Raw genomic sequence first — 13,629 nt, 5'->3', positions numbered from 1 at the left:
AACGCGCGGTGCTGTCTTTCAGTTTCCGTGGTGGCTTCGGAGCAAACAAATGGCTACTAACGGGGTTAGCGCCAGTCCTAATATTGCCAAGCCAATGTTCTTCATCGCGGGCTCCCAGTGAATATTCTGATCATTATCGCCGGCCTTGCAGTAGCGCTTCTTATGGCAGGAGGTCAGCTTGCGCTCAAGGGCGTTGCCAACCTGCGACTAGACGGGGCGCCCATCTTTCGATTGATCGTCTCCTGGCAGTTCATCCTGGCGATCCTCGCATATGGAAGTAATGTAGTGCTTTGGCTATGGGTGCTGACCCAGTTGCCTCTTAGCACGGCATATCCGTTTGCGCTCTTTGGATCAGCGATGGTGCCACTCGGCGCCGCAGTCTTCCTCAAGGAAAGACTGTCACCCAAATTTGCATTTGGGTTCACGCTAATAATGGTGGGAATGGTGCTCGCCATCAGTGGGGGCTCAGTTTAAGTCAATGAGTTTCCATTTGCCGAACTGTTGCACATTGCCGTCTAGTGACTGAGTTGCGGCTTTCGCATACACCGACGCACTTTCATGGACTAGGACATAGTCTGTGTTCGTTGCGAGAATGACCCCTTTCAAGGCGTCTTCAGATGCTGTCCCGTCATCTATGGATTGCAGCGCCTGCATTGTGGTGTGCCAGGGCACAATTTCGTCGCTGCCGGAATAGGAAAGGAAATTCATATCCTTGTACAGGAACGATGTCGGCTGAAGCGCTTCGTATCGTATGGCCAAAGCCAACATGCTCACTTCCTCAGAATTGGCCACATAGGGTAGCGGAAGTATGCGGCTCCCCACCGGTAGTGCCGCTAGGTAAGAGAGTAAGCGCCGGTCTTCTTCTACCACGGTGGGCCTTGAAAGCGCCGTTTGCCCGACGATGGGGTTGGGGTAGTGCCCCCACCAAGCCGCAATCAGGATTGTACCAAGAGCAGGACTAAGCCATCGTCGGGCGGTTCGCTGTTCCGTGATTTTGGCGAGCATCCAAACCAGCAGGATAAGCATCACCGGGACGAAGAACCGCAGGTTGCGGATGAGGTCGATCTGCAGAGGGTGGCTGCCACGAAGAACTGCAATGGTCTGGTCAAGCAGGGAGATAGCTACGGTGCCCACCGCCAGACCAAATACCAGTGCCAGTATAGTGAGCACCCTGTGTTCCCTGATGTGAACTAGGAGCACAAAAGGCGCCACTATCGCCGCGATCCAGATAACCAGAATCCAAAGAGGGGCAGACAAAAACACGGTGGCAATAAACTGCGACACTGCAACAGCCACGCTATAATACTGATCGCCCACATTTGTCCTGAGGGTTTCAGCCAGAACGCGCGCAATTTCCTCGGTCTCGGAGCTAGCAAATGTCCTTACAAAGCCCATGCCAAAGGGTACGGCGCTGACGAGAAAGAGCAGCCCGCCCCCGATCGCCCATACAAAGTGCCGGGGCCAGCTTTGGTCTAGCGGCTTCGTAAAGAGCATCATCGTCAGAACGCCTAGGGCAACCGACGGAGCGCTCACAGGGTGTAGATAAATGCTTGCCCCACAAAGCAGCATAACAGGCAGAATTTGCCAAGATTGCCGCATGCTGAGCCCCGCGAGAATCAAGAATGGGAAAACCGCCGCGAATGTGGCTCGTGTCAAAGGGGAGGCGAGCATGCCCCATAGCTCTCCCGCAAAGATGTAGACTGGCGGTACAGACATAACTGCGAGGACAAATGGCCAGATGCGACCGCCGAATAAATTCCGGCCGAGAAGAAAAAATCCCACCATTTGCAGGAGGACGAGGGGTGGACCCATCCACATATACGCGGTGCCAATGTCTCCCGTTGGTCGTGCTACGACCTCAACTGCTTGGATTATCAGAGTTTGATAGAACTGATAGTTCGACGGATTGGAGAAAACGGGATCAGTCGTGAACCGATCAGGGTAGAGATGCGCTGCTACGATTGAGGCAACGTTTCCGCCATCCGCAGAGGGGATGATTTGAGGGGCCCCGGATATAGTAGTGGCCGCCCACATGGCGGCAATGGCAACAGAAGCCGCGTAGGGGGCGATCGGAAGTAACACGCGCTCAATAAAGTTCTTCATCAATGGCCCAATCTATTTGATGAAGGGCCATAACAAATGTGAGGCTTGAACGGAAGGCGGCCTTGGCCTCCGCAGCTAATGCGTCCATTCAGGTGGTCCATCGGTCCTCTGACGTGCTCTCCGACTTTGGATCATCCGGCTGAGAATTTCCCGGGGTGGCACTCACGACGGAGCGGATTCATCGGAGGCATTCATGGGCGATATCGAAGGTTTGTTGCCTGTAGCGCTGTTGGGGTGAGGCGGTGCGAGGCCATCCGCATGTATCTGCAGCTCATCGGTTTCTGGGTTATGCAGGGTTACAAATAGCGGTCACCGTGCACTCGTGGCCGGATTGTGCGGGCAGGGGTGCCGTAAGCAATAACCCCGTCACCTATGTCGGCCAGCACCGTTGAGTTCGCTCCGACGACAGTATCCTGCCCCACACGGACGCTGTGTTTTACGACGGCTCCAATTGAGATCGCGGAATATCGGCCGATCCTGACATTCCCCCCAGTTGTTGCCATCGGCGCCATGCTTGCGAAGTCCGCTAGCTCGCTGTCGTGATCGAGCGAAGCGTTAGTATTGACGATGCAGTGGTGTCCGACCGTTGATCCAGCCCCTATTACAGCCCCGGCCATCACAACTGTGCCATCGAGCACCTTCGCGCTTCTGGCAACGCTTGCAGACGGGTGAATCGCCGTCGTGAACTTTGCCGTCGGCCACGCTTTTAGGATGGCCTCGGCAACCTTCGCACGGGTCGCATTGTCGCCGATTCCCACAACTATTCTGTCAATGCGGACACGACCAGAGACTTCTCGAATGTCTTCAATTCGGCCGAGAACTAAGTGTTCGCCGATTTGATCGCCAACAGAGCGCCCATCGTCGAAGTACCCAACCATGGTGTCGAAGCTGCTCATCTCTAAGATATCGGCAACAACACGGCCGTGACCGGACGCTCCGACAACGGCCACTCGATGGCCGTAAGAACGATCATTAAAGTCCACTAGAACGCCCTCCAAAAATCCTAACCGCGGCTTTTCGACGGTCCTGCCGTTTTGCAAGAGCCAGCCTTACAATCTGCATAAAGACCCACCAACCAGCTGCAATTACCAAGAACGCTAGCAGATAGGGAAAGATCGAATACAGCCCCGCTCGCGGCAGTAGCACTAGCTTGGGCATAATCACGACCAATGCACCGAACCACAACGCGCTCCTCGCAGCTGCGCTGACAAGGGCCGCGAAAGCAAAGCCAGCGACGGAACCAAAAAGCACCAGGGCTAGGTGGTTCTTGTTTGAAAACACCGCCAGGTCAGAGACGATAGACCACCCAAACCCTTCCCCCAACGCATAGCGGTCCGGCATCCATTCTTTCGCCATGTGCTGGCCAAAATAGAGATCGGATAGGGCGAAGGCGGTTCCTGAAATACTAGCTGCTGCGCCGAAGCCGGGCACGAACGTTTGGACATAGGCGGGCCAAGGATAGCTGTCGACGGTGCCGGCAGCGTGGATCGAAATAATCGATGTGCCTTGAGAGTGGGCGAACGTCAGAAGCTTTGTTGGGACCAGGCTGTGGGTGAAGTAGTCCAACCGGGTAGCCATGCTGCCAGCGACTTCCTCAGTGGCCATCATGGACGTTCTGCAGCTAAACGCCGCGGCCCCTTGTGCCAGAACAAGCGCGAGAGCCGGGACAATGAAAATCGTGAGGACGTTCAACCGCCGAACGCGTTTATGCGTCATCCAGGTTGCGAGAAGGATGAAGGCCAAAAATCCCGATCGAATTCCCAGGCCAAAAGTGGCCAAAGATATGGCCGCAAATACTGAGATGGCTACGATCTCTAGCCACTTCCGTCGACTGGCAAAAGCCAGGCCGGTCGCGAGCAATATGCCGTATTGTCCCAGTGTTCCAAAGCGCGTGGCAAACTCGGTGCCCTGTGCATAGATCGATAGATAGTCGCCGGTGAAGCATGCCTGGTACTGATCGATTATCCCGTGGAATGCTAATGGCGCCGAAACCACCAGGAGGACGGTTGCCGGCCAAGCCAGCGATCGCTGAAACTGAGACGATTCTGGCGCCATCTTATCGATGGGGTCTCGATCGCAGCGCAAGCCCCAGAAAAGCATATAGCCCGCATGGATCGCCAAGAAACTTGGCGTAACAATGGACATTAGCGCGAGCGCCTCTGTAGCGCTCAGATCGACGATCTTGAATGCCTCGTCGTAGAAGACTGGAGCTTCTGACCCGAGGAGGCGCGCAACAAAACGACCGCCCAGGAACAACGACGCCGTGAGAGCGAAGAAGATGTATGGGTGCACCGTCGTCCTGTGAAGGATAGCGACGGTCAGCACGATGAAGGTCATCGCTCCAACAAACTGTGCAGTCGCCAGTGTTTCCGCAGTGCCGATGTCCAGTTGGAGTGCCGTTTGAAACGAAAGAGCGAGCGCTGTCAGCAACGCAAGCGCAGCGACGGCAAAGCGGGTAGGAACCGCCATTACAGGCCGACCGGAAGCATGTCTATCTCAGTCAGCGGAAGGTGGATGCCAACCATCAACATGAACCACAATATGGCGATCACCACAGCCACAAAGGTGCCGGCTTCCCAGATGCTCTCTTCCATTATTGCGGCCTCCTCAAAAGCGGCTGGCTAGACAAAATCAAAACTATCGCGGCGAAGAAGATCCATGTGAGCGGCTGCCGCCCTATGTAGTGCACCATCGCAAAAACGGCGATCGGGGCGATGGCAATGGCCGCCTCGGGAAGGCGGTTCGCCTGAGCGGACTTTACGACGACAATGCCGACAGGAACCAGAGCAGCAGCAAGGCCGATCGAGCCGGCCACGAGCAGAATGTCGAGAATAGTGTTGTGTGCCTCGTTGTAGCTAATCTCGCCGCTGAGCGGGTGCGGCCATGGAACATGGGTTCCTGGCCCCAGTCCGAACAATGGCGAACTGGCGAAGCGCTCTAGTGCTGTCGACCACATCTCCAATCGTATTGATCCTTCGCCACCATCTGCTTCGAGCAAGGTGGACAGCTGGTTGCCATCGTTATGGGCTGGCGTAGACACAGTTGGCGAAGGTGGCGGCGCCGTAGGCGACGGACTTTCAGGGCGGACGAAGACTATCGCGCCTATCGAAAGCACCAACGGGACCACAAACAGCCAGGGAATTTTCGCTTCTTCCCGTGTGTAAGCATCGAAAAAAACGACCAGATCACGGCGGTGAAGAGGGCGGCAGACAAACCCAGTGCGAAGGCGGAGCTGCCAGAGAAGGCGCCGGCCGCACCCATTGCGATAGATAGGGCCAGCGTCCGCTTAGCATGGTGATGGCCGTCGTCTAGTAGGTAGAGCAGCGAAAGGCCCACCAAAGCGAGAAAAGCAATCTGGTTCGGGTTGTTGGATAGGCCTTGGAACTTGCCGTTCACAGGATAGGAAACGATGTCGTTCAAGGGCGCTGGGAGAACCCACCATAGGGCCGCGAGACCGAGGTAGACCCCGATGGTAACTGCCGTCGCTTGCGCAACTAGCCGCCAGCTAGTCCTTGCCAGGTGAATGAAGCTCACGAAAATCACGTAGCAAAAAGCGTAGGCCGCCACTTCGCGAATGCTCAACCGCGCCGGCTCGACGACGTATGCAATGATGGAGGAGATCGCAACACAAGTCGCCATGATCGTGGCTATCAAGATCGGAATGCTCTTCCATGAGTGACCGGCCGCAACCGCAGCCACCAGAATGAAGATGCACACGCCGGTTGTGAATATCTCTATCGGCCCGGCAGAGCCAACGAAATGCAGCTGCTTGAAGGTCAGGCCCACCAGACAGAACGCAAATGCGCATGCAGTTAGTCGCGACTGCAGGAATGATTCTGCGATGGCATGGAGGGCGATAGGATTCTGCCCCCGTGCAGAGGTGTCTTGGCCAAAGCTCATCCCGATCCTCCATTACTCGTTTCCCGATGTCACAGACCGACGTCGAAATCAAATGAATGCGTTCTAGGAAGACTGATATGCCGACAGCGCTCGTCTCGCACCACACGCACCTCTTCAACTGGGAAATGGGCAAGTAAGCTTCAGTCGGAGCCTTCCCTGCCGATAGCGTGCGGAGCCCGCTGACTACGGCATGGGACGACCCCGAGCGCGTTCCATCAACGAAGTGACCGGTGGCAGGTCCAGTAACTTTTGGCCAACGCATGAAAAGCCGCCCATCGTTCCTCTAGATACGCGGCGACTTTGGTTGTGCACGCAGTGTCTCGGCGAGGCCCTCGGAAAAATATCGAACAGCGCGAGCTTGCCGAAGGCCATTTGAATTAAGTTATGCGGCTATAGCTGGCGAAGTCAGCGTGGCGTAGTAATTTGCCTCAGCTTCGGTCGGCGGGATGTCGAACAGGCCTGGAACAAGTCGGGGGTGGCGAACTCCACCACTTCATAGCTGTGCTAGGGGCCGTGCCGATGACATTCCAACTCCATGCAACAGGGCCGCCGATTGGTCTGAGCGGCAAGGGGGTGAATTTGAGAACTAGCTACCGACTATGGTCGCGAACATCCCCTCGATTGCCGCTGCGATCCCACTAATTGTGCACTATCCGCGCAAACCAGCAGGATCGAGACAATGCGGGGATACGGCGTACTGAGCTTTGCGTTCCTTCTGGGGGCAGGCGGGAAGGGCACTGGCCAACCGGCGATTCGATACTGGCAAACCTGAGGAGCCGACGAGCAATTGTCGATCCGCAGAGATCGGCTAGCGGCGAATCCGAGCTTCCCGAGAATGTTTCGCTCGGGGAAGATGCGCCAATTTTTGTAGACGGGTCATCAGAGGCTTTATCCCGCCGTCCAGTGTCGCTATTGCTACGTCGCCTTAGGGCACCCCTTAATTGCCGAAAGCTTCCACTGAATGCAAAAAGCGCTGAGCTCAACCTTGGCTAACCTCCCTGGTTCCTGGAAGCGAGTCATTTTGATCGCGTTCGATGTGGTCGCGCTATTCATTGCTCTGTGGGGGAGCTATGCATTGCGATACGGCGTCGTCTATCACCCGACGGGCCTAAACCAAGTTCTTGTTATCGTTAGCGCGCCTCTTATCGCGATTCCGATTTTTGTCCGTTTGGGGTTGTATCGGTCTGTCATCCGATATCTGCCAGAGCGAGCGATCTGGACGATACTGCAAGCGATGACAATTGCGACCTTGTGTTGGGTCGTCCTTGCATTCTTGTCGGAGATGACGGGGCAGGGGATGGTCCCCAGGTCAGTGCCGGTCCTTTATTGGGCTTTGGGCAGCATTCTTGTCGGGGGGAGCCGCTTCGCCGCGAAACGACTTCTTCTTCCAAAGTCAGGAAAACGTCTGACGGCGGGTGCGGTGGCAATATATGGCGCGGGTGCGGCTGGCGCGCAACTCGCCGTCGCACTGCGCAATCAGCGAAATACGTTCATCGCAGGATTTGTTGACGACAATCCGGCTCTCCGCGGGCGTGAGGTTGCAGGCGTGAAGGTATTTTCGCCTCAGGACCTGAGGTACCTTGTGACGGAGTATGGTGTGAAGGAGATCATTCTCTCAATCCCCTCCGCCGGCGCGGCCCGGCAAAAGGAAATTATTGCTCGGATAAGTGGCCAAGGGATAAAGATACGGACCCTGCCGCCTTTGGGCGACCTGGTATCCGGAAAGTTCCTAGTAAACCAGATTCGTGAGATCGATATCGACGAGCTTTTGGGCCGCTCGTCCGTACCTCCCGATGTCGACCTGGTGCGTGCAATGATAGCGGGCAAAACCATAATGGTGACCGGTGCAGGAGGGTCTATAGGCTCTGAACTGTGCCGACTGATCGTCAAATGGTCGCCACAACGTCTTATTTTGTTCGAGGCGAACGAATTTGCACTGTATCAGATTGATCGCGAACTTTCCGGCTCGAGCGATCAAGCGGTGGTCCCAGTACTCGGATCAATAGTTGACCGTGCTCGGGTCGAGCATGCAATTAAGCAGTTTGGCGTTCAGGTTGTCTTTCACGCCGCGGCCCACAAACATGTGCCGCTTGTAGAGGCCAACGCTCTCGAGGGCATCTATAACAACGTTATCGGCTCCCTCAATGTTGCGAGCGCTGCGTTTGAATTTGGTGTTGATAGCTTTGTCCTGATCTCGTCGGACAAGGCTGTCCATCCTACCAACGTAATGGGGGCTACAAAGCGATGGGCGGAGCTGATCGTGGCCCAAATGTCGCGCCGCGCACTAGAGAAGAAGACCGGACAGAGGTTTTGCTCGGTAAGGTTTGGCAACGTTCTAGGGTCCAATGGCTCGGTCGTTCCTCTGTTTAAGGAGCAGATCGCAAAGGGTGGCCCTTTGACACTGACCGACCCGACAATGACTCGATACTTCATGTCAATTCACGAAGCTGCCGAGCTCATTGTTCAAGCTGGCGCGCTTTCCGAAGGCGGCGACGTGTTCGTGCTCGAGATGGGAGAGCCCATCCTTATTCGTGATCTTGCCGAAAATATGATTCGTCTGGCGGGGTTTAGTGTGCGGGATGAGGAGCATCCAGATGGTGACATCGACATTCTTACAGTCGGAAAACGACCGGGCGAGAAGATGTACGAGGAGCTTTTCTACGATGACACCAACGTGACGAAGACGCGCCACACCAAAATTCTCCGGGCAGCTAATAGCGATACCACCAAGGACGCGATCGACAATGCGCTGCTTGAGTTGACATCGGCTCTGAAATCCCAGGATGAACCCGAGGCGCGCCGCGTTCTGTTTGAGGCCATTCAGTAGGAGCAGGCACCTTGGTTAGAGAGGGCGCCGTGCGATCCACATCCTATTAAGGCCGTAAACGAAACCGGTCTCGACGCAGTCGGTAAATCCCGACTGGGCGATCAGTCTTTCGATCTCGTCAGCGTCCATGCCCATGACCTCGCCTTCAGCAATGTCGCGATGCTTATCTTCGCTGTACCACCAGATTGCGTGGCCGATCTTTCCTATCAACGAGCCGATCATCGTGATTATTACTTGTCCACCAGGCCTTAGCACGCGAAGGGCCTCCGCAAGAGCGGCCTCCCGCTCAGGAATGTGATTGATACAAGCGACGAACGTAACTGTGTCAAACGAGGCGGATCTGAACGGGAGGGAGCGGCAGTTGGGCAGGATCACGCAATCGGAGCCCCAGTCAACGACGTCCACGCCGACACTTGCCACCGCGCCGTCGAAGCTGTCCGCTTGGCGGGATCGCTCTCGGTAGAGCTTAAGCAACATATTGTCGCCTGCCCCAATATCCAGGCACCTACCCCGCAATGCGTCCAAGACCATTCCTAAGCGCTCAGCGCGCAGGGAAGTCAGATGCCACCGCTCGCTAACGTGGTCTGGAAGAAGCACCATGCGCAGCGGCGCCCCGACAAAGTCGTATATGGTCTGAATGTAGGACTTGTTCCTGGATAGCGCCCACGCGGGAGGAGCACCCTCAAACATCTTAAGGGGGGGTCATTCCGCATCTGCGTTCCCTTGCTGCAACGCTGTCTCGATATGTGGGATGCGCTTGGCCATTTGCATCTGAGGCAATTGAGACAATCGCAATTGACTTATTTGGTCCGCGATCAGACCCAAAATGATGAGCATCATACCCAATACGACCAAGAGGAGGCCGCCGGCGGGAATGCCTCTGCCCACCCAAGCGGCGACAATCGCGCTATAGAGTGCTCCGATCCCAATTAATGCCGTGCCGATGGGAAGGAAAACACGCATAGGGGCAAACAAGAGTACCGACCGTAGAAGCAAGAACAAGGCTTCGAAACCATCCCTTAGTCGGACCGTCGAATGCCCTATGCGCTCGTTGACGGAGATCGGCTCAAACAGAATCGGATATCGCCGTTCGATCATCGTCAGCGTAGTGACAAGGCTTGCGCTGAAGCGGTCCGGAATGAGCGGCAGATATCGAAGGATGACCTCGCGCCGAAACACTCGTAAACCGCAGTTTAGGTCGGCGCCCGCATTGATTTTCAGACCCTTGCCGACAAGCCTGATAAGCCATTTCCCTGCGCCGCGGAGAAATGATGCCGACCCGCCTCTTTGCCCGATTACAGCGACAAGGTCATTGGAACGCATCAGGTCCGTCATGCGCTTCAAGTCTTCTGCTCTGTGCTCATTGTCTGCATCGAACCAGGCTACATATTCTCGGTTTGCGTGCAGCATACCGGTCTTGAGAGCGGCGCCTTGCCCCTGGTTAAAAGTATGACGCACGACTATGATACCGCGCTCAAGCGCGACTTGGGAGGTGCCATCTGTGGAGCAATCGTCGACAAGAATAACCTCTGCTCCTGGAAGCTCGGATAACAGGCTGTCAAGCGTTACGCCCAGGCCGGATTGCTCATTGAACGCCGGTACGACAACGCTGAGGTTGGCCCATCGCCCGTCTTGTTGCATCGATCGCATTTTTTCTTTTTGTTCTACCCCATGCATGTGTCGGCAAGACGTCTGCATATGCGTCTTAGCGCCACTTGGAGCGATTGCAAAACCGATTTGTCATTATGGCTCACCTGATCAACAGCTCCGCGTTTGGTCTGGGTTTCACTTGCTAGTGCTAACTCCGAGTTGGTCGTTAATCCGATAGTTGCCCTTCGGTACGCGCCAATTTTTTGCACGCTGGTCCTGCTGCTGTCATCCTCGGGATCTTGGCGGTAAGTGGATATATTGCCTCACCGACCGAATTCCGAGCATATCCGTGGTTCGCGCTTAGGTGAGGAGCTCTGAGTCTCCGCCTGTTTTATCCAAGGAATTGAATTTCATAGCGTGTTCCGGTAGTGCCAGAGTTATGGCACTGGGTCGAAGTCACTATGCACCTTCACGATGCTGAAACTGATCGAAAAGCCGCTTCAGATAGAGATTTCGTTGGGCGCTGTGGTTGAACTAACACGTTCTAAACTGCGTGAGAGAGTGGTGGCAGCCCGTTAGCTGCGCAGGAAGCCAGTCCATTCGGGCGCTGGACGTTATTCCTGTCACAGGAGAGTGCCGTGTGTGGAATTAGTGGTTTGGTCGTCTGGGCGGGAGGAGCCGAAGCGGCCACGGTCCAGGCGATGACCGATGTGCTGGCGCATCGGGGCCCCGATGGCGCTGGTATTCACGCGCTTGGCCCCGCCATGTTTGGGCACCGACGGCTTGCTATCCGCGATCTCACCGAGTCGGGTCGGCAGCCTATGCTGGATCCCGACGGGGATATCATGGTTACGTTCAACGGCGAGATATATAATGACGCCGCCCTTCGCAGGGAAATTGAAGCGCAATCGGACTACCGCTTTCGAACACGGTGCGACACGGAGATTCTTCCTATAGGATGGAAGCTCTGGGGCGCTGGGCTGTTCGAGCGCTTGCAGGGGATGTTCGCAATTGCGATATGGGACCGAACGCGGAACCAACTCGTATTGGCGCGCGATCCTGTGGGAATCAAGCCGCTCTACTACGCCCAACAGGCGGACGCGGTTTTATTCAGCAGCGAGCTCAAGGGCATCCTTGCTTCGGGGCGAGTGCGAAGCACAATTGATCCCAGAGCCTTTCACGCCTATCTCGCTGCGGGCTATTGTAACGTCGGTGATAGTCTTGTGGCAGGTGTTAGTCAGATCCCCCCGGGACCTACAGCATCTTTTTTGAGCATGAGGTTGAGACTAGATCATACTGGCGCCCAACTCGTAGCGGTACGATTTCGAGCGCCTCGGTCGCTCGGGACAAGGTTCACGAAGTTCTGGCAGCGACGTGCAGGAAGTTACTAGTTTCAGACGTCCCTGTGGGCTTGATGCTGAGCAGTGGTATCGACAGTGGCATCCTCTCTGCGCTGGTACCTGGCGACAACGTACCTGCCTTCACTGCACGGTTCGAGTCCTCGACCTTTGATGAGGGCAAAGGAGCGGAACATCTCGCTCGCTTTGGCGGCCATCAATGGCATTCACTGTTTGTAGATCGGCAGTCCGACATAGTCGAGGACTTCAGGTCGGTCGCCTTGGCAGTCGACGGCGAGTTGGCGGACTCAAGCGCACTGGCTCATTTCATGATCTGCCGTGCAATACGTCAACACGTCACGGTGGCTATTTCTGGCGACGGAGCAGATGAGTTCTTCGGCGGATATGACACTTATCTGGCGACCACACTTGCTGAGCGTCTGGGTTGGGGCGTTGTGCGTGGCCCGGCCGGACTGGCGAGCGCGTTGGCAACTAGAGTTTCCGCTGGCCACGAGGGGCGGACTGGCCCGCTTCAGTTCCTGGCTCGTTTCGGCGCCGGCATTGCCGCGCCAGAAGGAGCGTATCATGCCGAATGGCGAAGAATAACACCGCGTTCCTTGGTAAAAGATCTCTACGGACCTGCTCTCGTTCCTGTTCTCGGAGCTGATCCACTTGCTGCGTACCGGCACGCATACAATGCTGCGAATGGTGAGGTATTGGATAGGGCTCTGCTCGCCGACCAGACGCACTATCTTCCTGCAGATATGCTCACGAAGGTAGATCGGATGAGCATGGCGCATGGCCTTGAGGTTCGAGTGCCTTTCCTGGAGCGACCGGTAATGGAGCTGGCCGGCGACTTGGCGAGCGGCTTGTTGATCGCACGCGAAAAAGAAGGCGGTGTTGCGCGACTTGGCGCGCTCCCTGGGTATGGCTCCTCACCTGGCGAGGCAAAAGAAGCTCGGATTTAATGTGCCGGTAGCTAGGATGCTCCGAACCAATCTTTTGCGGCTCTCTAAGACCTTCTTTGAGGCCAATCCTGACATATTTTATCCGCTTCTGCGTCCCGATGCGGTCAGAGATTTGTGGCGAATGCACGAGGCAAAAAAGGCAGATCATGGTTACTTGCTGTGGGCCCTACTCGTTCACGGCGTCTGGCGTGAAGCTACCTCGTGATGCCTTGACATTCACGCCAGCAACGCGCGATGGACGAGCATGATCAAGCGCGCACTCGACATTATTTTGGCCAGTAGCGCCGTGGTGGTGCTTTCCCCAGTAATGCTAATCACAGCAGTTCTGGTGGGGACACGCCTGGGGCGCCCCGTGTTGTTTAGGCAGACGCGACCAGGGTTGCACGGCAAACCGTTCACAATGCTGAAGTTCCGCTCTATGACCGACCAGCGTGACGAGCATGGTGAATTGGCACATGATTCCTTACGTCTAACCAAATTTGGCAAGCTTATGCGCTCAACTAGCTTGGACGAATTGCCAGGGCTTTGGAATGTTATTCTTGGGCATATGAGCCTTGTTGGCCCGCGACCACTGCTTATGGAGTACCTGCCCCTGTATTCGCCGGAGCAGGCGCGAAGGCACGAAGTTCGTCCGGGGCTGACGGGATGGGCCCAAGTCAAGGGGCGCAATGCACTATCATGGGACGAGAAGTTTGCTCTCGACGTATGGTATGTCGATAACCGTTCGTTCTGGCTTGATTGTAAAATCATCGCGATGACTGTCGTTAAGGTTCTACGACGCGACGGGATTACGATGGAAGGGTCAGCGACAGCTGAAAAATTCAAGGGCTAGTGATTGGGCCGTTTGTTCTTAGTCGTTGGACGGCGCCAGTGCCGATAGTTTCGTTTCCTCCCTTTACTGTCG

Annotated in this window: 14 protein-coding genes; 6 read left to right on the top strand and 8 right to left on the bottom strand. The window is 55.8% G+C overall.

All coding sequences use genetic code 11. The features are described from left to right. The first annotated feature begins 117 nt into the window (after window positions 1-117). Entirely contained in the window at window positions 118-474 is a 357-nt protein-coding gene (locus NVV77_RS16625) for a hypothetical protein (RefSeq protein ID WP_295415082.1), read from the top strand. On the opposite strand, the gene NVV77_RS16620 is transcribed toward NVV77_RS16625, so the two are convergent. The 6 genes from NVV77_RS16620 to NVV77_RS16595 form a co-directional block, all read right to left on the bottom strand. Then, window positions 466-2,103: a hypothetical protein gene (locus tag NVV77_RS16620; protein ID WP_295415081.1), complete on the bottom strand. Its 1,638-nt coding sequence runs from the start codon at window positions 2,101-2,103 to the stop codon at window positions 466-468. The two genes, NVV77_RS16625 and NVV77_RS16620, sit on opposite strands and share 9 nt — an antisense overlap. 296 nt (window positions 2,104-2,399) lie before the next feature. After that, window positions 2,400-3,086 (bottom strand): acetyltransferase, encoded by a 687-nt coding sequence (locus NVV77_RS16615; protein WP_295415080.1) that lies wholly within the window; start codon window positions 3,084-3,086, stop codon window positions 2,400-2,402. Beyond that, entirely contained in the window at window positions 3,076-4,572 is a 1,497-nt protein-coding gene (gene wzy / locus NVV77_RS16610) for an O-antigen polysaccharide polymerase Wzy (RefSeq protein WP_295415079.1), read from the bottom strand. The genes NVV77_RS16615 and wzy overlap by 11 nt, the downstream gene beginning before the upstream one ends. Then, window positions 4,572-4,697 (bottom strand): hypothetical protein, encoded by a 126-nt coding sequence (locus tag NVV77_RS16605; RefSeq protein WP_295415078.1) that lies wholly within the window; start codon window positions 4,695-4,697, stop codon window positions 4,572-4,574. The genes wzy and NVV77_RS16605 overlap by 1 nt, the downstream gene beginning before the upstream one ends. Continuing rightward, window positions 4,697-5,230 carry an O-antigen ligase gene (locus NVV77_RS16600; protein WP_295415077.1) on the bottom strand — a complete coding sequence of 178 codons (534 nt, stop codon included), beginning with the start codon at window positions 5,228-5,230 and terminating at the stop codon, window positions 4,697-4,699. Before NVV77_RS16600 ends, NVV77_RS16605 begins: the two co-directional genes overlap by 1 nt. Further along, a complete protein-coding gene (locus NVV77_RS16595) occupies window positions 5,206-6,003 on the bottom strand; it encodes a hypothetical protein (protein WP_295415076.1) in 798 nt (265 codons plus the stop codon). The genes NVV77_RS16600 and NVV77_RS16595 overlap by 25 nt, the downstream gene beginning before the upstream one ends. 961 nt (window positions 6,004-6,964) lie before the next feature. Between NVV77_RS16595 and NVV77_RS16590 the strand changes: the two genes are divergently transcribed. Next, on the top strand, window positions 6,965-8,830 hold the full coding sequence (locus NVV77_RS16590) for a nucleoside-diphosphate sugar epimerase/dehydratase (RefSeq protein ID WP_295415075.1): 1,866 nt from the start codon (window positions 6,965-6,967) through the stop codon (window positions 8,828-8,830). Between the two features lie 15 nt (window positions 8,831-8,845). Here the strand turns inward: NVV77_RS16590 and NVV77_RS16585 are convergent, their stop codons facing one another. Together NVV77_RS16585 and NVV77_RS16580 are read right to left on the bottom strand one after the other, a co-directional pair. After that, window positions 8,846-9,361, bottom strand: a complete 516-nt coding sequence (locus NVV77_RS16585; protein WP_295415074.1) for a class I SAM-dependent methyltransferase — start codon at window positions 9,359-9,361, stop codon at window positions 8,846-8,848. 171 nt (window positions 9,362-9,532) lie between these two features. Further along, entirely contained in the window at window positions 9,533-10,528 is a 996-nt protein-coding gene (locus NVV77_RS16580) for a glycosyltransferase family 2 protein (RefSeq protein ID WP_295415073.1), read from the bottom strand. 593 nt (window positions 10,529-11,121) lie between these two features. Between NVV77_RS16580 and NVV77_RS22030 the strand changes: the two genes are divergently transcribed. From NVV77_RS22030 to NVV77_RS16570, 4 genes are read left to right on the top strand one after another with little or no spacing between them, the layout of a single operon-like run. Continuing rightward, window positions 11,122-11,811 (top strand): asparagine synthetase B, encoded by a 690-nt coding sequence (locus NVV77_RS22030; protein WP_367178664.1) that lies wholly within the window; start codon window positions 11,122-11,124, stop codon window positions 11,809-11,811. Next, window positions 11,742-12,725 (top strand): asparagine synthase-related protein, encoded by a 984-nt coding sequence (locus tag NVV77_RS16575; protein ID WP_367178663.1) that lies wholly within the window; start codon window positions 11,742-11,744, stop codon window positions 12,723-12,725. Before NVV77_RS22030 ends, NVV77_RS16575 begins: the two co-directional genes overlap by 70 nt. Beyond that, entirely contained in the window at window positions 12,685-12,930 is a 246-nt protein-coding gene (locus tag NVV77_RS22025) for an asparagine synthase-related protein (RefSeq protein ID WP_367178641.1), read from the top strand. The genes NVV77_RS16575 and NVV77_RS22025 overlap by 41 nt, the downstream gene beginning before the upstream one ends. A gap of 39 nt (window positions 12,931-12,969) precedes the next feature. Continuing rightward, window positions 12,970-13,557, top strand: a complete 588-nt coding sequence (locus NVV77_RS16570) for a sugar transferase (protein ID WP_295415072.1) — start codon at window positions 12,970-12,972, stop codon at window positions 13,555-13,557. Window positions 13,558-13,629: the final 72 nt, after the last annotated feature.

The sequence above is a fragment of the Devosia sp. genome (assembly GCF_024707125.1).
Lineage (GTDB): Bacteria > Pseudomonadota > Alphaproteobacteria > Rhizobiales > Devosiaceae > Devosia.
Note: the sequence above shows the minus strand (reverse complement) of the source record. Positions and strands in the feature narration are given on the sequence as shown.